This window comes from Cellulophaga baltica, from assembly GCF_900102165.1.
Taxonomy (GTDB): domain Bacteria; phylum Bacteroidota; class Bacteroidia; order Flavobacteriales; family Flavobacteriaceae; genus Cellulophaga; species Cellulophaga baltica.
The window spans coordinates 351,167-372,341 of sequence record NZ_FNBD01000001.1 but is presented as its reverse complement, the minus strand read 5'-3'; the positions used below and the strand labels follow the sequence as shown (position 1 = coordinate 372,341).

18 protein-coding genes are annotated in these 21,175 nt (G+C 35.3%); 7 read left to right on the top strand and 11 right to left on the bottom strand.

Annotated elements, in window-relative coordinates:
- Positions 1–5 precede the first annotated feature (5 nt).
- Positions 6–2,930, bottom strand: coding sequence for a TonB-dependent receptor (locus BLQ19_RS01630; protein ID WP_206538072.1), 2,925 nt, complete (start codon positions 2,928–2,930; stop codon positions 6–8).
- Positions 2,931–3,484: 554 nt separating this feature from the next.
- Here BLQ19_RS01630 and BLQ19_RS01625 point away from each other — a divergent pair.
- The 3 genes from BLQ19_RS01625 (at position 3,485) to BLQ19_RS01615 (ending at position 6,246) form a co-directional block, all read left to right on the top strand.
- Complete coding sequence (locus tag BLQ19_RS01625; RefSeq protein WP_029665109.1) at positions 3,485–3,949, top strand: Lrp/AsnC family transcriptional regulator; 465 nt, start codon at positions 3,485–3,487, stop codon at positions 3,947–3,949.
- An 87-nt stretch (positions 3,950–4,036) separates the two neighbouring features.
- The gene (hemN, locus tag BLQ19_RS01620) at positions 4,037–5,398 is read left to right on the top strand and encodes an oxygen-independent coproporphyrinogen III oxidase (protein ID WP_074537188.1); all 1,362 of its coding nucleotides are present in this window, start codon (positions 4,037–4,039) and stop codon (positions 5,396–5,398) included.
- A 23-nt stretch (positions 5,399–5,421) separates the two neighbouring features.
- Positions 5,422–6,246 (top strand): universal stress protein, encoded by an 825-nt coding sequence (locus BLQ19_RS01615; RefSeq protein ID WP_024481964.1) that lies wholly within the window; start codon positions 5,422–5,424, stop codon positions 6,244–6,246.
- A gap of 56 nt (positions 6,247–6,302) precedes the next feature.
- On the opposite strand, the gene BLQ19_RS01610 is transcribed toward BLQ19_RS01615, so the two are convergent.
- The 9 genes from BLQ19_RS01610 to BLQ19_RS01570 all read right to left on the bottom strand — a co-directional run bounded on the left by BLQ19_RS01610 (position 6,303) and on the right by BLQ19_RS01570 (position 15,624).
- A complete protein-coding gene (locus BLQ19_RS01610; RefSeq protein WP_074537187.1) occupies positions 6,303–6,692 on the bottom strand; it encodes a group III truncated hemoglobin in 390 nt (129 codons plus the stop codon).
- A 27-nt stretch (positions 6,693–6,719) separates the two neighbouring features.
- Positions 6,720–7,424 (bottom strand): sulfite exporter TauE/SafE family protein, encoded by a 705-nt coding sequence (locus BLQ19_RS01605; protein WP_034664953.1) that lies wholly within the window; start codon positions 7,422–7,424, stop codon positions 6,720–6,722.
- Positions 7,425–7,871 (bottom strand): FixH family protein, encoded by a 447-nt coding sequence (locus tag BLQ19_RS01600; protein ID WP_074537186.1) that lies wholly within the window; start codon positions 7,869–7,871, stop codon positions 7,425–7,427.
- A 213-nt stretch (positions 7,872–8,084) separates the two neighbouring features.
- The gene (gene ccoG / locus BLQ19_RS01595) at positions 8,085–9,503 is read right to left on the bottom strand and encodes a cytochrome c oxidase accessory protein CcoG (RefSeq protein WP_034664949.1); all 1,419 of its coding nucleotides are present in this window, start codon (positions 9,501–9,503) and stop codon (positions 8,085–8,087) included.
- 32 nt (positions 9,504–9,535) lie between these two features.
- Positions 9,536–10,486, bottom strand: coding sequence for a cbb3-type cytochrome c oxidase N-terminal domain-containing protein (locus tag BLQ19_RS01590; protein WP_074537185.1), 951 nt, complete (start codon positions 10,484–10,486; stop codon positions 9,536–9,538).
- An 11-nt stretch (positions 10,487–10,497) separates the two neighbouring features.
- A complete protein-coding gene (locus BLQ19_RS01585; protein WP_034664943.1) occupies positions 10,498–10,674 on the bottom strand; it encodes a cytochrome c oxidase subunit IV in 177 nt (58 codons plus the stop codon).
- A gap of 72 nt (positions 10,675–10,746) precedes the next feature.
- Positions 10,747–12,948 (bottom strand): cytochrome-c oxidase, cbb3-type subunit I, encoded by a 2,202-nt coding sequence (gene ccoN / locus BLQ19_RS01580; RefSeq protein ID WP_034664940.1) that lies wholly within the window; start codon positions 12,946–12,948, stop codon positions 10,747–10,749.
- Positions 12,949–12,950: 2 nt separating this feature from the next.
- Complete coding sequence (gene ccoS, locus BLQ19_RS01575; protein WP_025616007.1) at positions 12,951–13,154, bottom strand: cbb3-type cytochrome oxidase assembly protein CcoS; 204 nt, start codon at positions 13,152–13,154, stop codon at positions 12,951–12,953.
- A 73-nt stretch (positions 13,155–13,227) separates the two neighbouring features.
- Positions 13,228–15,624: a heavy metal translocating P-type ATPase gene (locus BLQ19_RS01570; RefSeq protein WP_074537184.1), complete on the bottom strand. Its 2,397-nt coding sequence runs from the start codon at positions 15,622–15,624 to the stop codon at positions 13,228–13,230.
- A gap of 120 nt (positions 15,625–15,744) precedes the next feature.
- Here BLQ19_RS01570 and BLQ19_RS01565 point away from each other — a divergent pair, with 120 nt between their 5' ends.
- Both BLQ19_RS01565 and BLQ19_RS01560 read left to right on the top strand, forming a co-directional pair.
- Positions 15,745–16,443, top strand: a complete 699-nt coding sequence (locus BLQ19_RS01565) for a Crp/Fnr family transcriptional regulator (RefSeq protein WP_074537361.1) — start codon at positions 15,745–15,747, stop codon at positions 16,441–16,443.
- A gap of 109 nt (positions 16,444–16,552) precedes the next feature.
- Positions 16,553–17,455, top strand: coding sequence for a universal stress protein (locus tag BLQ19_RS01560; protein WP_074537183.1), 903 nt, complete (start codon positions 16,553–16,555; stop codon positions 17,453–17,455).
- 13 nt (positions 17,456–17,468) lie between these two features.
- On the opposite strand, the gene BLQ19_RS01555 is transcribed toward BLQ19_RS01560, so the two are convergent.
- Complete coding sequence (locus BLQ19_RS01555; protein ID WP_074537182.1) at positions 17,469–18,614, bottom strand: hypothetical protein; 1,146 nt, start codon at positions 18,612–18,614, stop codon at positions 17,469–17,471.
- A gap of 310 nt (positions 18,615–18,924) precedes the next feature.
- Between BLQ19_RS01555 and BLQ19_RS01550 the strand changes: the two genes are divergently transcribed.
- Together BLQ19_RS01550 and BLQ19_RS01545 are read left to right on the top strand one after the other, a co-directional pair.
- Positions 18,925–20,202 (top strand): NAD(P)/FAD-dependent oxidoreductase, encoded by a 1,278-nt coding sequence (locus BLQ19_RS01550; protein WP_074537181.1) that lies wholly within the window; start codon positions 18,925–18,927, stop codon positions 20,200–20,202.
- A 398-nt stretch (positions 20,203–20,600) separates the two neighbouring features.
- Complete coding sequence (locus tag BLQ19_RS01545) at positions 20,601–21,068, top strand: DUF3592 domain-containing protein (protein ID WP_074537180.1); 468 nt, start codon at positions 20,601–20,603, stop codon at positions 21,066–21,068.
- Positions 21,069–21,175 lie beyond the last annotated feature (107 nt).

Here is a 21,175-nt window from a genome sequence, read left to right as displayed (position 1 = left end):
ATTGATTAGAAAGAAAAGCTTAGTCTGCCAAAATAATAGGAGCCATTAGAGCCTTGTTGGTAGTTAGAATACAAATAGAACCCTCTATTTGCGGCGATAAGAATATCTGGATAATTATTAAAAATATTATTTCCACCAACTGTTAAACTTATATGTTCAGTTGCTTTATAAGTTATTCCTATATCTGTAATAAATTCGCTAGAAAAAGTTTGATCGTCATAAAGGCCAGCGTCATTCAGTGTATTGTCTAAGGTGGTAACCTCGCCAAAGAAACTACCTCTTAACATGCTAGACCATTTTCCTAGGCTGTAGGTTGCAGAACCAATTAAAGTAGTGTTTGGTGTGCCCGTTTCAAATTGACCAATACTGGATCTATTTACATATTTTCCTTCTACATCTGCATCAGAAAGTACGGTGTTTAAATCAGGAACATTAGAATTTTCAAAAGTGTTTTCTCTGAAAACTCCTGATACCATTAGCCCTAACATGCCATCTCCGATACGGTCATTGTAATTAGCTACAATTTCGATTCCTTTTGTTTTAACGTCACCACCGTTAATTCTAAACGCAGCAAGTCCTGACCCTATAATTGGTTCTAAAACAGGAGCGTCACTAGCATCAAACTCACTGGTTTCAAAAATTCGATCTTTAATATCAATAGCATAGGCATCAACGGTAAGTTCTAGTTTATTGAATAATTTTGTAGTAAAACCAATGCTTAGGTTGGTAGACTTTTCTTCGGTAAGCTTAGGAATACCTAAAGCTTTAGCTGCAGTACTTGTATTTGGATATAAAGTGCCATCAAATGGGTCTAGACCAACGAAAAAGGTATAGGTATGGGAGTAATTTAATTCCTGCAATGAAGGCGCTCTAAAACCAGAACTAAAAGAACCTCTAATAGCAAAATTATCAAAGATGGAATATCTAGTAGCAAATTTCCCTGTAAATACGCCTCCAAAATCGGAATAATTTTCTGTTCTAAATGCAGTACTTACAAACCATTTTTTGGTAACATCTAATTCCATATCTAGATAAGCAGCAGTTACAGAACGGTATGCATCACTTTCATTACCTGGTGCAAAACCTCTAAAACATTGGCAGTTTGGACTGTATACTTTATTAAAAGATTGGCTTACCCCAGCATATTCTAGTATTACGGGGTCTCCATTAACATCAACAATTGGTTCAGAATTAAGATCCTCTAACGGAAATCCATCAGGACCAATTAACGCCTCGTTATCTTCTGTAGCAGTATATATTCCTGCATCACCAGCTTCATAACTTTCTGCTTGCCCTGCCAGAATTTTATAATTTTCTACCCTTAATTCTGTACCAATAGCGATATTGAATCCAGAAAGAATATCATCGTAATATCTTGAAATATCAAAGTTCATTGTATTTTGATAAAAACTGTGTGTACCAAGGTTCATGGCGGTAGGAGATGCAGATTGTAAACTCGCGTTAAAAGTGTTGAACATATCATAGGTCATTTTATTACGCCCATAGGTATTACTAAAATCAAAATCAAAATCACCTAGTTTTCCTTCAATACCACTTGTAAAACCTATGTTTGTTTGGGTGGTTTCTATTTGTGGTCTAAATCCGTTAGGGTATAAATCAAAATTTGCCCTATCTGCTTGAGCAGGTCTTCTAAAAAAGCAACTAAATGCATCTGTGTATTTGTATCCAAAATCTCCGAAAGAGTAGAATTCTGTTTCTCCAGAAATAGGGAGCGCCATGTTGTATGAAATAACACCTAGTTTAGACCCTGCTGATCCTGCATAGGTAGAAAAATCTTTTGAGGTTAATCCACGAGCAGCCATTAAACCTGCATCCGTAGTAAGATCAGAAGCTAATGCTGTATTGCCTGAAGCCTGTGCCGCTATCAATTCAGGATTGGTGATAATTATATTTCCTTGAGTATCGGTTCTTTGGTTGTTTAAGTAAGCTTCACCGTATGGTGTAGCATCACTAATATTAGGTCTAATTGTTTTTTCTGCTTGTCTATAGGTTCCTGTTAAATTTAGATATCCGCCATTTTCAAAGCCTATACCGTAGTTGGTAGATAGTTGGTAATTTAAACCGTCTGCTTCAGTATCAGAAAGTAAAGCCTGACTTTCTTCACTCACATCAGTGTCGCTCAAATCTGGAGCTTTGTTTGGATACCCACCCATAGTTAAGCTACCACTAAATTTATTGGTTCCTTTTTTTAATACGACATTCATTACTCCAGCAATGGCATCAGATCCGTATTGAGCAGAGGCCCCATCTCTTAGAATTTCTACACGATCAATGGACTCAGGAGCAATAAAACTCATGTCTACAGCATTTGCCGGACTGCCGGTTTGCGATGCCGCTAACAGTGCAGAGGTATGTCTCCTTTTTCCATTAATTAATACCAACATTTGGTTTGGTGCCAAACCTCTTAATGTAGGAGGGTCAACAGAAGAAGATAAATCTCCCCCTTGAGATTTAAAAGCACTGAAAGAGGGTGCCGATGCTACTAACATTTCGGCCAAACCTAATTGTGGCATATTAATACTTTGTGTAGCAATACTAATGACGTCTACAGGAGAAGCGGTTTCTAGTTTTGTTCTGGCCTGTCCTCTAGAACCAACTACCACCATGCCTGCTAATTGTTGTGCAGATGCATCAAGTTGTACAGATATATAGGTTCTGTTATTTATTTTAATTTCTTTGGAGGCAAAGCCTAGTGAGGAAAATAATAGAATTCCGGTGGGTGGTGCTATGATGCTAAATTCTCCATCGAAATTTGAAATAGCTCCTTTTGAGGTGCCTTTGATAATAACATTAGCTCCGGATAGGGGTTCGCCTAAATCATCAATGATTTTGCCTTTGATGTCAATATCTTGGGCGTTTACTACTAGTAGCGTATTACATAGGAGTAGTGATAGAAAGAATTTCTTCATTTTCAGAGGGTTTTTGGTTATTAACATAATACCCTGAATACGCTCCTTTTTATTCTCGTGATTAAAAGGGGTATAGGAAATAGGTATTATTAAATTCTAAAAAAGAAAAGTTCCGGAAACTTTACTGTGTAATAAAAAGTGTATTTTTTATTAGCTCAATATTAATTATTGTTATTGATAAATAAAAATCAGTAAAAGAGCTAAAACAGTGAATTTAATTTATTGTTTTTGCTAAAAACCAACAAATAATTAATTTTTATGCTTAAATCTATTGATTTTTTAGATTTTCTATTTTTTCTCCCTATAAAATTGATTCATTGATATTTTGGGGTTCATATTCATTTTTAGGATATTAAAAATTTTAAGGTGTCTTGCTTATTGATATGATAATGGATAGTGGTGTTATTTGAATTATAATTATTGTTTTTATATAATCTTTAATTTATTTTCATGTATATATTGATATGTTTGATTTTACTTCAATAATTTTAACACATTTCCTGTAAGTTCGTTTATAGATATAATTATTTTTTAACCCCAAACACACTATTAAAATGAAGGATAAATTAGATACCGTAGATTATACATTATTGAAAATTTTATCTGAATGTGCTCAAATGCCTTTTACAGAGGTGGCCAAGAAAGCAAAAATTTCACCGGGAACTGTTCATATGAGGATTAAGAAAATGAAGGATTTAGAAATTATAAAGGGGGCAACATTGAGTATTGATTATGCTAAAATGGATTGGAATTTAACGATGTTTCTTGGTGTTTTTTTAAAAGAAATAGGACTTTACAAATTGGTGATCGAACAATTGAAGAGAATTCCGGAAGTGGTTCAAGTAAATCATACCACAGGGAAGTATGACATTTTTGTGAAGATGCATGCTAGAGATTCTGAGCACTATAGAAATGTGTACCAAAATGCAATACTTACTATTAGTGGAATTAGTGCTATAGAAACTTTTATATCTATTGAGGAAAATGTGAATCGGCATATTAGCTTCTGCACAGAATAGAGCGTTGCTTTACTAATAGATTTGAACTGACAATTATCATATTTTTTCATTTCTAACAATAGTAGGTTTGTAGAAAATACAATACCCATGTGCACTTTAGTTCAGAAATATAACGTTCCCGGTCCTAGATATACAAGTTACCCCACAGTTCCTTATTGGGATATAACTAATTTCTCAGGTAAAAAATGGGAGTCTACCTTAATTCAGAGTTTTGATGAGAGCAACAGCACCGAAGGCATTAGTTTGTATATACATTTACCTTTTTGTGAAAGTATGTGTACTTTTTGTGGCTGTCATAAACGCATTACTAAACGTCATGAAGTAGAAGTACCATATTTAAAAACAGTTCTTAAGGAGTGGCAATTGTATTGTAATTTATTTTCTGAAAAGCCAAAAGTAAAGGAACTTCATTTGGGAGGAGGTACACCCACCTTTTTCGCTCCAGAAAATCTGGAATACCTGATTAAAGGTATTTTTAAAATAGCAGATAAGGCAGATGGGTATGAATTTAGTTTTGAAGGACACCCTAATAATACAACCAAGGAACATTTACAGGCTTTATATAATGTTGGTTTTAGAAGAGTAAGTTTTGGTGTACAGGATTATAATGAAAAAGTGCAGAAAGCTATACATAGAGTACAACCTTTTGAAAATGTAAAAAAAGTTACGGAAGCTGCTCGAGAAATTGGCTATACCTCTATTGGGCATGACATTATTTTTGGTTTGCCGCATCAAACTATAGTAGATGTAGAAGAAACCATTTTGAAAACAAAATCATTAATGCCAGACCGTTTGGCTTTCTATAGCTATGCACATGTGCCATGGTTAAAAGGAAATGGTCAGCGCGGGTATAGTGATGCTGATTTGCCTACGGCAGAAGAAAAACGCATGCAATACGAAACGGGTAAAAAACGCTTAGCGGAGGTAGGCTATGAAGAAATTGGTATGGATCATTTTGCTTTGAAAACAGATAGTCTATATAAAGCAATGATTAGTGGTGAGCTCCATAGAAATTTTATGGGCTATACCGCATCAAAAACGCAACTAATGGTAGGTTTAGGAGCCTCTAGTATTAGTGACAGTTGGTATAGTTTTGCTCAAAATGTTAAAAGCTTGGAAGAATATGAACACTTAGTAGCGAATGCAATTATTCCTATTTATAGAGGTCATATTTTAACGGATGAAGACACCATAATTAGAAAACATATTCTAAATTTAATGTGCAAATTCGAAACCGTTTTTACAGCAAAAGAGATTCAGGATTTAGAGCTTCGTATCTCCTTTGATAAATTAGCTGAAATGCAAGCAGATGATTTATTACAAATGGATGCCGGTAAAATTACTGTGCTTGAAAAAGGAAGGCCATTTATTAGAAATATCTGTATGGCTTTTGATATGCATTTACAACGAAAAGCGCCTGAGACTAGGCTCTTTTCTATGACCATATAAATTTAACCTCTTAAGTATAAACTATGAAAAATATTATTGTACCAGTAGACTTTTCGATACAATCGGAAAACGCTTTAAAGGCAGCTGTTTCATTAGCTAAGAAACACAATTCTAAAATTTTTGCACTGCATATGTTAGAGTTGAACCAGGCCTATATCACGGGAGCAGAAGGTGCTCATCCTGAGCAAACCGTATTCTTATTAAAATTAGCTGAAAAACGTTTCTCAGATTTTTTAAATAAGCCTTATTTAAAAGATGTTGAGGTAAAGCCAATTATAAAGCATTTTAAAGTATTTAGTGAAGTAAATGAAGTAGCGGAAGCAAATGACGCAGATATGATCATTATGGGTTCTCATGGTACTGATGGTATCATGGAAATCTTTGTAGGATCTAATACCGAAAAGGTTGTTCGTAATTCAGAAGTTCCTGTGCTAGTTGTAAAACATAGATTGGATGATTTTACACCTAAAACGATGGTATTTGCTTGCGATCTAAAAGAAGAAAATATTAATGCTTACCAACGTGCAAAATATATAGCAGATCAGTTTTCTGTAACGCTTCATATTGTATATATCAATACGCCTGGAGATAACTTCTTGAGTACGGAAGATATCACTGCTAAAATAGATAAGTTCTCCAGTCTTGTGGGGCCAGACTTTATTGATGTGAAAATATATAATGATTACACTGTAGAGATGGGTGTGATTAATTATGCAGAATCTCAAGGCATAGATATTATAGGGATACCTACCCATGGTAGAAAAGGGATATCTCACTTCTTCATGGGAAGCATAGGAGAAGATGTTGCAAACCACTCAACTATACCAGTGGTAACATTTAAAATTTAATTAAGTTGATTTGTTTGTCAAACCTAAAAAGGAGCACTTTGCATAGTGCTCCTTTTTTATTTAGGTCTATTTTCAAACATTTTCATATACAGCATACTATTCATTTGGCGTGCTCTATTTTTGGTAATAAAAGCAGTGTCTCCTGTAAATAATTCATCAATAGTTTCAAACCAAAGGTTAAGCCATAACCCAAAATGCTCTGGCGTAACGCCATGGTTCATTTTTTTATCCACCTCATTATGTGCCTTTATTGGGTTACCATGATATTTTCGTTTTAAAAAGAACTGTGTCTCCCAGAAATCTGTTAAAAGCTCTAAATGGGCTTCCCAATCTGTAATCATGCCATTAAATATGGGTCCAAGTATTTTGTCTATTCTCACTTTTGTGTAAAAACTGCGTACCAATATACTTACATCAGCCCTATTTTCTATTTCTTTCTGTTGCATTTTTTGGTAGATTTTTAAAGTGCGTATTTAGTTGTGGCATTCCATTGTGGAAGATACTACTTCTGTTACTGGCTTTGGTGATACGTAAGGAATGCCTAGGCCCAATCCTCTTAAGATGAATAAAGCACCAATGAGGACTACAAAAACAGGAATTAATTTTTGGATGCGTTGTTTTGCGGTACCTTTTAGTAGCGCACTAAAATAAATGGCTGTGGTCATCAAAGGGATAGTGCCAGCGCCAAATAAAACCATATATAGGGCGCCTTCTAAAGGGCTACCCATGGCAATTGCCCCAAACAGTCCCATATAAACTAATCCGCAAGGAAGAAACCCGTTTAAAAATCCAATAGTAATAAAAGTATCTGCTGTTTTTTTCTTTAGTTCTTTACCCAGACGATTCTTTACTTTTCCAATAATACGATATACGGGTTTAGAAACGTTGTATTTGCTAATGAATTTATGCGGTAACAGCACTATAGTAATCATGAGAATACCGATGGCTATAGATAGTTTTTGTTGCATGCCAAAGACAAACAAACCTTTGCCAAGTAAACCAAAAATTAATCCTAATGTTCCATAAGCTAATAATCGTCCTATATGGTAAATGAATATTTGCGAGAATTTTTTAAAAGTATTTGTTCTATCAACAGGAAGCATAAAAGCAATGGGTCCGCACATGCCTACGCAGTGAAAACTACCCATAAGGCCTAATATGATTGCTGATATAAACATTTAGTAGGTTATTTTTTCTTTGTGAAGATATTCTTCGTTTTGATATTTCCAAGAAATTTTAATGTCCCAGCGACCTTCCAATAAACGTTTGTCAGGTACGAGCAAATGTGAGTCGGATAGACTTATTGGAAAGTCAAAATCCAGGTGTTTATTAGAAGGTCTGTAAAGGGACACTGTACCTTTAATTTCTTTGTTGTTTAAATTTTCAGGAAAGCTTATTTCTAGGCCTTCAGCAGTTTTCTGTAGGCTTATTTTTTTTGAATTATGGTTTGCATTTTTAACCGCATCTATTTCTTTCTGATAGCCAATTTCTTCTTGGTAGTATTCTTCAGTAACCAAATCATGATTTGCTTTATCATCCATGTTCATACGAATGACAAAAAATAAGATAAAGCTTATGAAGCAAACAAAAGCAATAACAACACCTGTTCCCCAATTAATTTTCATGATATTTTTTATTTGCGTTAAGTACTACTTAGTTTTTAGTTAGAATTCTTTTTTTTACTAGCGGTTCTTGATGCTATTTATGTTTGGTTACCGGCATTAAAAACACTCGAACTAATATTTTATTTTTTAAATGGATGCCTTTCTAAAAGTTGGTTTTTAGAATACCACTAATTGCTTTTCCGTCTCAAATTTTTGAAATTACCCTCAACCATTTTACTTATAGCTCCTTGGAGCTAAAAACGCTGTTGTTGTAGTTTCAATCAAATCATCACCACTGTATACGGCAATTTTTATTCTTTCTTTATCACTTTTAATGGCGCTATTATTAATCTCGATAAACAGTGTTCCTTCGGCTAAATTTTGTGCAGGAACGATAAAATCTTCATGACGCACTAACTTAATAGTACCCTTGTGAGAAATAAGCTCAAAATGAACATCATCAATATCTTTATTGGTTTTGTTTAGTAACTTATAAGTATACACATTGCTAATGATATTTCCTTCCTTGTGTTCATATAGTTGCCCTGGTAACCTTAGAATATTAGCTTCTATGTCGTTTCTTAAAAATAGCATCCCAATTAGAACTCCAGTAAGGATCACTAAAATGGCCGTATATCCTTTTAGTCTAGGAGTAAACTTGAACTTTTCTTTTTTAACAATCTCATCTTCACTAGCATAACGTATTAACCCTTTTGGAAGATTTACCTTTTCCATAATGGTATCACATTCATCAATACAAGCCGTACAGTTTACGCATTCTAATTGCGTACCATTACGAATATCGATCCCGGTAGGGCAAACATTTACACATTGAAAACAATCAATACAATCCCCATTTCCTAAGGCTTCACGATCTTCATTCTTTCGCCATTTTTTACGACCGTTTTCATTTTCACCACGTTTATGATCATAGGCGACTACAATAGATTTATTGTCTAATAACACGCCTTGCATTCTGCCGTAAGGGCAAGCAATAATACACACTTGCTCTCTAAACCAAGCAAACACAAAATAGAATACTGCGGTAAATATCAATAAAGATATCATGGTGCTCACATGTTGCCCAGGACCATCCGTTACATATTGTATCAGCCGGTCGCTACCAATTAAATAAGCTAAAAATACATTGGCAATTAAGAACGATATAATAAAAAAGATTATCCATTTTAAAACACGTTTTTTTATTTTCTCAGCGTTCCATTCTTGGCGATCTAATTTAATCTGTGCGCCACGATCTCCATCAATCCAAAATTCAATTCTGCGGAAAACCATTTCTAAAAAAATGGTTTGTGGACACATCCATCCACAAAAAATACGACCAAAGGCAACGGTGAATAAGGCAATAAAGATGACGCCAATAATCATGGAGATTACAAACAGGTGAAAATCTTGCGGCCAAAACGGAAATCCAAAAATATTAAAGCGTCTTTCTAAAACATTAAACATTAAAAATTGATTTCCATTTATTTTCACAAATGGGGAAGCAACTAAAAATGCTAAAAGAAAATAACTTACATATTTACGGTACTGGTAAAATTTACCACTTGGTTTTTTTGGAAAAACCCAAGCTCTCTTACCATCTTCATTAATGGTACCTATAGAATCTCTGAAATTATCACTGTCTTGAGCCATCTTTATTTTATTTAAAGCGTTTAATCAATTGTTTAATTCATTACTACGCTGGTTGAGTCTGTAACTTGCTCTTGTATTTCAGTGGCTGGAGCAGGCGCAGAAGCATTAGGATCAACCCAAATATCACCTTCTGCGGCTTTTGGATTAGCGGGTGTTTTCCCATTTATTTCGGTTAAAACATAACTAGCTACCTGTGCTATTTCTAATGGTTTCAGTGTTTGTTTCCATGCAATCATACCTTTACCGTCTCTACCGCCTTCAGATATGGTATGGAAAACATTTTTAATACCGCCACCTAAAATCCAATTTTGATCGGTTAGGTTAGGACCAATACCACCGCCACCATCTACCATATGACAGGCGACACAGTTTGATTCAAATATTTTTTTACCAGCAGAAAGATCAGAAGATTCCGCTAATAACTCTACAGAATCTTCATCAACTAAATCCTTAGCTGTTTTTTTATATTCCTCTATTTCTAATTTAGCAGTAGCAACTTCTTGCTCATATTCTGTAATCTGTGTGTAATCATTAAAGACATGAAAGCGTAACAGATACACAATTGCGAAGACAATACTTGCATAAAAAAGATACACCCACCATGGCGGTAACTTGTTGTCTAGTTCTCTAATGCCATCATAATTATGATCTAATATAATTTCAGTTTCGGCCTCCATTGGTTTGGAGCCTAACATTTTTTTGTACGTTTCTTTACCCCATTTCCATTCCCACTTCTCTGCTTTAGAGACCAAGTAACGTTCTTTTGCTTCTTCTGAAAGCGTTTGAAACATCACATTTTCAATAGAGCTTAAGATAAGCTCTATGGCAATAAGGATAATAAGCACCAATACCATAAAGAATTGGGTAATTGGGTACGCTATTATTGCGGGTTGTTTTCCAGAGTCTATAAAATATTCCATCAATCCGAAGATGAGGAAGAATAGTGCCGGGACTCTTATCCACCAAAGTAATTTATTTTTCATAATACTTAGTTTTATTGGTTGTCTTTTTCTAATGGTAATTCACTCACTTCACGTATGTATTCTTTTGAGGCGGTAAAAACCCACGCAAAAAGCACGACAAAAAAGATGAAGAAGATTAATAATGAGATGATAGGGTAGATAGCTACACCATCAATAGTTTCCATGTAGCCTTTTACGAATTTGAACATGATTTCTTTTAGTTTAGGAGAAAATTAAGAGATAAGTAATTCATATTAATTACCTCTTAATCGTCAATTTTATTATTCTGAGTCAGGGATTAACTCACCTGTTTCTTTTATTTTTATATCGGTACCTAAGCGCTGTAAATAAGCAATAAGGGAAACAATCTCACGGTCTTTCATTTCAATGAATTCTTGACCATTTTCTTGAGCATATTTCTTATCTGCTTCATATGTTTTTGCAAAGTCGGGATCAGCATATAAATTCTTCTCTATTTTACTTGCTTGCTCGTCCATATTCTTATTGGCATTCGCGATTTCATCTTCAGTATAAGGAACCCCTAGGGTGACCATGACTTCCATCTTATCTTTAATATCGCTACGGTCGTGCTTGTCTCTAATTAACCATGAATAAGATGGCATAATGGATCCTGAAGAGGTACTTTGTGGATCATACATATGGTTTAAGTGCCAGTTGTCTGAATACTTGCCTCCTACACGTAATAAATCTGGACCCGTACGTTTACTTCCCCATAAGAATGGGTGATCATATACAAACTCTCCCGCTTTGGCATATTCTCCATAACGTTCTACCTCACTTCTAAAAGGTCTTACCATTTGTGAGTGACAACCAACGCAGCCTTCTCTGATGTATAAATCACGACCTTCTAATTCTAACGGGGTATATGGTTTTACACTCGTTATTGTTGGGATATTAGATTTTACTAAAATGGTAGGTACAATTTGTACGACACCTCCTATTAAGATAGCTACAGTTGCTAAGATGGTTAATTGTACAGGCTTACGTTCTAACCAGGTATGGAAACCTTCTCCAGCTGTTCTTCTTTTAGATACTTTGGTTAATGCAGCAGCTTCAGCTAATTCATCTTCAACATCTGTACCTGCTTTAATGGTCAGTACCACATTATATATCATAACACATGCACCAATAATATACATGGTACCACCAATGGCACGCATCCAATACATAGGCATAATCTCTGTTACTGTTTCTAAGAAGTTACCGTACACTAGCGTTCCGTTCGGGTTAAACTCTTTCCACATCAAGGCTTGTGTAAACCCAGCTACGTACATTGGTAAGGTGTAAAGGATAATCCCTAAAGTACCAATCCAAAAGTGAAAATTAGCTAGGCCAATAGACGCTAATCTAGTTTTGAACATTTTTGGAACTAACCAATAGATCATTCCGAAAGTTAAGAATCCGTTCCATGCTAATGCACCAACGTGTACGTGCGCAATAATCCAATCACTAAAGTGGGCAATGGCATTCACATTCTTAAGAGAAAGCATTGGGCCTTCAAAGGTTGCCATACCGTACCCGGTAATTGCAACGACCATGAATTTAAGGGTAGGATCTGTTCTAACTTTATCCCAAGCTCCTCTTAGCGTTAATAGACCGTTGATCATACCACCCCAAGATGGTGCCAGAAGCATTATAGAGAATGCTACGCCTAAATTTTGTGCCCATTCTGGTAGTGCTGTATATAATAAATGGTGTGGTCCTGCCCAGATATAAATAAAGATCAAAGACCAGAAGTGAACTATAGATAGTTTGTAAGAATAGACGGGTCTGTTGGCAGCTTTAGGAACAAAGTAATACATTAATCCTAAAAACGGCGTTGTTAAGAAAAATGCTACCGCGTTATGACCGTACCACCACTGTACTAATGCATCTTGTACCCCTGCATAAGCAGAATAACTTTTAAAAGCACTTACAGGTAAGGCCAAACTATTAAAAATATGAAGTACCGCTACAGTTACGAAAGTGGCTAAATAAAACCAGATAGCAACATATAAGTGGCGTTGTCTTCTTTTGATCATGGTTCCAATAAGGTTAGCTCCAAAAGCAACCCAAACTACCGCAATGGCAATATCTATTGGCCATTCTAATTCCGCATATTCTTTTGAAGAACTATAACCTAATGGTAATGTTATGGCGGCAGCTACAATAATTAATTGCCATCCCCAGAAATTAAAATTACTCAAAAAGTCACTGTACATACGTGCTTTTAGCAAGCGTTGGGTAGAGTAGTAGACCCCAGCAAAAATGGCGTTTCCAACGAATGCGAAAATAACAGCATTGGTATGTAGTGGTCTTAAACGACCAAAACTCAACCATGAAATACCATCAGTTACATTGGGAAAAATAAACATAAAGGCCAAAAGTAGCCCTACTGACATACCTACAATTCCCCAGAACATGGTTGCGTAGAGGAATTTTTTAACGACTTTGTTGTCGTAATAAAACTGCTGTAATTCCATAATTAATTGTTTAAACTTTTATTTAGTTGGATCGATTCTTTAGTTTCTTTGGGTGCTTTTTTTACTAGTTCGTCTTCAAAAAGCATACGTACCGATGGGGTATAGGAATCGTCATATTGACCACTCTTTACCGAGACGATAAACGCGATAAAAAAGACAATAGCTACTAAGATGCTAATTGCTAATAAAATGTAAATGACACTCATACCTACCTGAATTCGGGTGTAAAACTACGGGGTTGATAATGCCTATAAAATGACATTTATCAGGTTTTACTATTTATTTTAATTTTTTGCCTAATATATTGGTGGCAATAGTTGTAAAGGCTACAATACTAATAGAACTTAAGGGCATTAAGATGGCGGCAATAACGGGTTCTAATTGTCCTGTAATCGCAAAATAAAGTCCTACGGCATTGTACGCCAATGATAATACGAAACTCCATTTTATAATTTTCATAGCCTTCTTAGAAGCTAGTATGTAGCTGTATAGCTCTTCAAATTTGGTAGCATCTAAAATACCATCGCAAGCAGGAGAAAATATTGTCACATTTTCAGAGATAGCAATACCCACATTGCTTTGTGCTAAGGCGCCGGCATCATTAAGGCCATCACCTACCATCATTACTTTTTTACCTTGCTCTTGCAGTGATTTTATAAATTGTAATTTATTTTCAGGTTTTTGATTAAAATACAATGGCGTTAATTTAGGAAGTAATGCCTCTAGGCGCTTTTTCTCTCCTTCATTATCACCCGAAAGTATGGCCAATTGTATCGATTGACTCATTGCTTCAAATAATTTTGAAACCCCTTCTCTATATTGATTTTTAAAAATAAAGCAGCCTTTGTAAGCAGCATTACTGCTGATATGTACTGCCGTATTTTCTATTTCATTTTGGTTTTCTCTACCTACAAAACTGGCGGAACCTACCTTTATCTTACTATTATTGCTTGCGCCGATAATGCCTTTGCCTACATGTTCTTCAAATTCGTCAAGGGTAATAATATTTTGAGCAGAAAGCAGGTCGTATAAACTACGACTCAAAGGATGATTAGATGCTCTTAAGGTATTTTTTAATAACGATTCCTCTTCTTCTGTGAGTTCTAAGCCTTCGTAGGTTGCCGTACTTTTTTTAGCGGTTGTAATGGTTCCTGTTTTGTCAAAAATAGCGGTATCTATTTGCGCCAACTGCTCAATAGTTTGTGTATCCTTCAAGTAAAACTTGTTCCGACCAAAAATACGTAATATGTTTCCTAGGGTAAAAGGCGATGCTAGTGCTATAGCACAAGGGCAAGCAATAATAAGCACTGCCGTAAACACATTCAGCGCTTTACTGCTATCATGAAATAACCAAAAGGCAGTAGCGGTAAAGGCAATACTTAAAACAAAAATGGTAAACCGTTTTCCAATGCTATCGGTAATGGTTTGAAATTTACTGGTTTTGTCTTCTTGGAAGACGGCATTACTCCATAATTGTGTGAGATAACTTTGGGAAACAGTTTTTAAGGCTTCCATTTCAATCGCACCGTGTAATTGTTTTCCACCTGCAAAAATCTTATCTCCTGAATTCTTGTATACCGGTTCAGATTCTCCAGTTACAAAACTATAGTCAATTTTGCCATTTCCGGTTATTAAAATGCCATCTACAGGAATTAGTTCTTCATTTCTGAGCAGTAAACGATCCCCTTTTTTAATCGTATGGATCTGCGTTGTTTCTTCTTTACCATTGGGTAAAATTTTAGTGACCGCAATGGGGAAATAAGATTTATAGTCGCGTTCAAAAGAAAGAAAGGAATAGGTTTTTTGTTGAAAAAATTTCCCAAGAAGTAAGAAGAAAACGAGTCCGGTTAAGCTATCAAAAAAGCCTGGTCCCCAATCAAAAATTATTTCAAGGGTGCTACGTACAAACAGCACCAAAATACCCAAAGCAATAGGGACATCTATATTTAATAATTTAGACCGTAAGCCTTTATAAGCAGATATGAAATAATCTTTTCCAGCATAAAATACGACCGGTAAAGAAAAACTAAACATAAGCCATCTAAAAAGGCCTTCATATTGGTTCAGCCAAAAATCGCCACCGTTGGTTTTATTACTCGATAAATCAAAATATTCTGGAAAGGATAGAAACATAACGTTTCCAAAGGCGAAACCTGCGATGCCTAGCTTGTAAAGTAAACTCCGATCTATGGTTTTCTTTTTATTATCATAATCATCTAAAGAGATATACGGTTCATATCCAATATGTGCTAAGAGTAGAACAACAGCTTTTAAGGATGATTTTTCCGTGGAATAAGTAATCCGAAGCATTTTTTTGGGGAAATCTACTTGAGAATTGCTAACGCCAGGATTGAGCTTATTTAAATTTTCAAGTACCCAAATACAAGAGCTACAATGAATATTAGGGATGTATAGGTTTACTATTTGAAGTTGATTGTCTGTAAATTCCGTTAGTCTTTCAACAATAGTCTCCGTATCGAGAAAATCATATTTTCCTTCAATTGCTTTTGGAGTGCTGCCAGCAGCAGACTGTAGATCATAATAATAGGACAGATCATTACTAGAAAATATTTCATAAACGGTTTTACAACCATTACAGCAAAATGTTTTTTCATCGAAAAACAGTGGCGTTGCAGTGCAATCATCACCACAGTGATAACAATCATTTGTACTCATAGTCATTTGCTTTATACCTAGTGCAAAGATGGAAAGTGACGACTACTTAAAATATGACTTTTATCATGTTTATAGATCTAACGAAGTATTAATTTTGTGGCGTTAGGTAATTACGGTACTATGGTAGACGAAGCAGAAGTAAGGTGTGAGCAATGTGCAATTAGACAATTTAATGCGCTAAGGGCTATGAGTAAAGAAGAATTAAAAAAGGTTTCTGATTCTAAAAGCATTAAGAGGGTAAAAAAAGGAGAAACTATTTTTAAAGAGGGCGAAAAACTCAATGGTGTCTTTTGTATCCGTAATGGTGTGGCAAAATTATCTAAGCTTAGTTCTAATGGAAAAGACCAAATTGTAAAATTGGCCACCAAGGGAAACCTTCTAGGTCAGCGTTCTGTAATCTCAGAAGAATCAGCAAATTTAAGTGCTATAGCCGTGAATGATACTCAGGTATGTTTTATACCAAAAGAAGGGATCATGAATACCTTAAACACAAATCCTAATTTTGCCGTTGAGGTCTTACGTCATATGGCTCATGATTTAAAAGAGGCAGATGATGTGATTATTAATATGTCTCAGAAATCTGTAAAACAACGTATAGCGGAGGCTTTCTTATACATGCAAAATAGTTTCGGAGTAGATCATGAAGGCTTTATGAGTATTGCCCTTTCTAGAGAAGAAATTGCCAATATTGTGGGGACGGCTACGGAGTCTTGTATTCGGGTCATATCAGAATTTAAAAAAGATAAATTGATTAAAACATCAGGCAAAAAAATAGCCATTATCAATGAGGCAGCTCTGAGAGCTTTAATGGAAAAATAGTGCGCGATGCCATTATTTTCTTTTGGAAGTGTTTTAATCCTAAGCTGATAATTATCATATTTTAAACGCTCTCCTTATTTTAGTTTTACATCAAGATAAAAACAACCAAATGAAAAATATTCTTCTCCCTACAGATTTTTCCAGCAACGCGTGGAATGCAATTACGTATGCTATTGAATTGTATAAAGATGAGCCCTGTACTTTTTATTTGTTGAATACCTATACTCCTGCGATTTCAAATAGTAGGTTTATGGCGAGTACACTATTAGATGAAGCTTTAGTAGTCGAAGATTATTCTAAAGAGGGATTAAAAGTGGTTTTATCTAAAATTCTGAATAAGTATTCAAACCCATTGCATACCTATAAAATGGTCTCTTCTTTTAGTTTGTTGACAGACCAAGTAAAAGAAATGGTAGATGAGTTTGATATTGATGTGGTTATATTAGGAACCAAAGGTGCTTCTGGTGTATCAGAAGTATTTATGGGGAGTAATGCGGTGAAGGTAATCAAAGCCGTAAAAAATTGTCCTGTCTTAGCGATACCAGAATATTTCGAATTTGAAACGCCTACAGAGATTGCTTTTGCCACGGATTTTAATAGGTTCTATTCACAATCAGAATTGGAGCCAATTGTAAGTTTAGCCAAGACATTTAATTCTGTTATCCGAATTGTACATGTGCAACATGAGATAAAGGCACTCACAGAACTACAACAGTTTAATTTAAACATGCTTCGTAAATACTTCAAAGAAGTAGAGCACTTTGTACATACCGTATCAGAAGTTAATTCTGTATCTAAAACTTTAGAAGTATTTTCTGATGAATTAGATATTCACCTTTTAGCAATGTTAAATTACCAACATAGTTACATGGAAAAACTTACAAGAGAATCTGTCGTGAAGCAATTAGCTTTTCATTCTCAAATTCCGCTTTTAGTAATTCCAGAATTGGGGATGAATAATCCGTCTAAGCATAAACAAGAACACGCTAAAAAAAATCTTTCATTGACTTAAAATAATACTTAAATTATTTTAGCCAAAAACGTTCCTCCTGAGGGACGTTTTTACTTTTCTGGATGGTGAACGGACTAAAGTCTAGTTTAGCAAATACGTACCAAATAGTAGCCGATAGTGCAGGGGTTAAATCGGCATTGTCCCATAAAACTCCAGCGCCATAACTCGTTCCGTGATTGGTAGTGTACGGGATGCCTTTTGCATTGCCGTTTAAATTACTACTGATAAATGATTTTTCAATCTCGGCAAGCAGCATTTGTGATTCAGTAGTTTTTTTCGCTGTAGAAAAAGCTACCGCCATTTGAGCAGTACCTTCTAACCAGATGACATCTTTATCTTCATCAAAACAATATCCCGTAATAGTGTTTAAAGAAATAGTTGCCGTTTGTGTTGTCCTGTATCGCGCTGCATTTTCCAAGACATTAGTATTATAATCTTCCAAAATACCATAACCCAAGGTGTGTAAATCTAAGGCATAATTATAGGTTGGATTTTCCGGCCAAGCGACAAGCACATTATCAGTAGTATCCCAACGGTTGGTATTCAGGTATTCTAAAATGTTCTTGTGAAATGTATCATACCCTTTAACCGCATTGAAAGCTGTGATGACTCCTTCGGTGATTTTATGAATTCTGGAGCCATCGGTATCATATCCGCCCCAAAGGCCTCCATCACTGTCTTGTAAAGAAATAATCCATTTGGTAAGCGCCGCTGCCATTACCTTGTATTTCTGATTGTTGGCATAATGGTGGTAGTTATTGATGGCAATTAAGAGCCAAGCATTATCACCCAACCAAGTTCTACGGGCATTTTCACCTTGCTTATTTCTAAATTGATAAAAGCCCCCTTTTTCATGTTCTAATTCTGTAGTTACTCTGGCATCAAAATAATCGAGTGTTCTTTCTGCCTTTTCAAAATCGTTCTGTGCGGTAAATAATAAAATGGCTAAAGCATTGTCATAAAGCGATACGGAATTTGAATATTCACTACTTTCAAAAAGACCATTGTCTTCTTGCATGGTACTCACCCAAAGAATAGCTTGATGTGTTGCTGCATCATTGGTAGATTCAGGAGTAGCTTCTGTCGGAACTAAAACAATAGTAGGGACTGTAGCTTGTGCTATGATTTCTTCCGTTTCTTTGTTGCAGCTATTAAACATAAAGATTAAAATTATGAAACTATATTTTCGGAAACACATAAGCTTGGGTAGGTTTGATAGCAAAAGTACTGTATAACAAAAGTTTGGGCTATGAATACACGCTTAGTGACTTTTAATTTCGTTAAAAAATATGGCTCCTGTTGTTTAACTTTTTTAATGACTTTTTAACTAGTGAACATACCAAACCCTGAAAGAAATGTTCTAGGCCTAATTAATAGCTTTTTATAGCGCCATCATAAAAATTTGTTACAAGACTTTTATTAAAGGTTGAAACCCGTCAGAATCCTTAATTTTGATAAAAATTAGGATCATGAATCTTCCAAATACAGATCAAAAAAGAATTGTGGTTATTGGTGGTGGTTTTGCAGGAATATCTTTAGTTAAAAAGCTAAAAGATTTAGAGGCACAAATTGTCATGATAGACCGTCATAATTATCATACATTTCAGCCTTTATTATATCAGGTATCAACAAGCGGCCTTGAGCCAGATTCTATCGCTTATCCTATACGAAAAATTTTAAAAGAGCTCGATAATTTTTATTTCCGCTTGGCGGAAGTAGAAAAAATAGATCCTGTAAGAAAAGAAGTAGTTACGAGTATTGGTGTAATTTCTTTTGATTATCTCATAATCGCAACAGGAACAAAAACAAATTATTTTAATAATGAGACTATCGCAAGTAATGCGATGCCGATGAAAACGGTGCCTCAGGCCTTGAATATCCGAAGCTTAATTTTACAGAATTTTGAGAAAGCAGATGACACTCTGGACGAGGCAGAACGTAAAGCACTGCTCAATTTTTGTATCGTTGGAGCGGGACCAACGGGGGTGGAGTTGGCAGGTGCTTTAGCAGAGTTAAAACAAAATGTATTTCCTAAAGATTATAAGCATTTAGATATTAAAGAAATGCAAATTCATTTGTTTGAAGGCGGGCCAAGAGTGCTTCCTCCAATGAGTGAGACAGCATCTAAAAAAGCAACGGAGTTTCTTAATAAGTTAGGCGTACACATTCATTTGAATACGATAGTAACTAATTATGATGGTGAAACGGTATCGCTCAAGGATGGAACCAGCATGCAGTCTAAAAACTTTATATGGTCGGCAGGTGTAACCGGAGCGGCTATTGCTGGTTTTGACGCCAACAGTTTAATGGAGCGACTAAACAGGTATAAAGTAAATAACTACAATCAAATAGAAGGTTATGATGCCATTTTTGCCATAGGAGATATTGCTTATATGGAGACAGAAGATTTTCCTAAAGGGCACCCGCAAGTAGCACAACCCGCTATTCAGCAGGGAGAAAATTTAGCTAAGAATTTACGAAATCTTTTAGCGAATAAGCCATTGAAGGCTTTTAAATATAATGATAAGGGTACGATGGCTACCGTGGGGAGAAATAAGGCGGTAGTAGATTTAGAAAAACTAAAATTTGGCGGCTTCCTAGCGTGGTTTATTTGGATGTTTGTGCACTTAATGGCACTGGTAGGTTTTAGAAACCGAGTGATTGTATTTTTTAACTGGGCATACAATTATATAAACTACGATAAAGCAGCGCGTTTAATCGTACGCCCGTATACTACAAAAGACTAAAAAAGTCTAACAAGTTGTAATATCTAGAAAACCTTTTCTATATTTGCAGAGTTGTGTTGTGCTTTGTAAAAAGTACAAGTTGTGGTAAATTATTCTTTGTGTAAAGAATATGAAACCGATGAAAGGCTTTCCTATTTGGGAGGCTTTTTTTGTTTCTACTCCTTAAAATTTATTATAATTTCCTTTCCTTAATTTGACGACAACCTAAGTTTCGTAGAAAATTCACTAGCTTTCAGACGTGAAAGACCAATAAAGTATAGGAAGTATGTGGAATTATTTTATTTTTAGCGGGCTTTATAATTTTGTATGGAGCAAATAATTTTGCTGTGCGCACTTGTTCAAAGTAGTCATTCACAAAAAAAGCTTTTCTTAATCGGGAATAATAAATTCAACTTTAAATGAAAGGAGACGTAGTAGCTACCAGTGTATTCTGCTTAATTTTACTTGCCGGTGGTACATTTCTTTATTTTGCTATAAGTCGTACTATTGAAACGGTAAATTTTATTCAAAATTCAGAACTTACAACAGGATATATAAGCGGCTTTGAGGTAGCCTATAATACAAATACTAGTGATAGTTCTTCTGATACTAGGTACACTCAAGTGTTGTTCGTTGATAACAGAGGGGCAAATGTTTATATTCGCTCTTCCAGTTCAAGTTCTTTTACTACAGATAGAATAGGAGACGAAGTTGAAGTACGCTATATTACAGGAAGAAGTAACGAAGCTCGCATTGCCAGCTTTTTCTTAGATATGTGGGGCTTAACACTTTTATTTGGTTTGTTTGGAATAGTTTTTACGGCTCCGGGAATAATTTTTGTTTGGAATGCACTTTATGATGTTATCACTAATTTAACTTCTAAGTGATGATATCCTACATTTCCTGCGGATATTAAACTCGTGCCCATACTATTTTCATATTTTGAGTAGAATGTAGCTTTTTTAATCTTTCTTGTTCCACTAAGTCAGGGGCT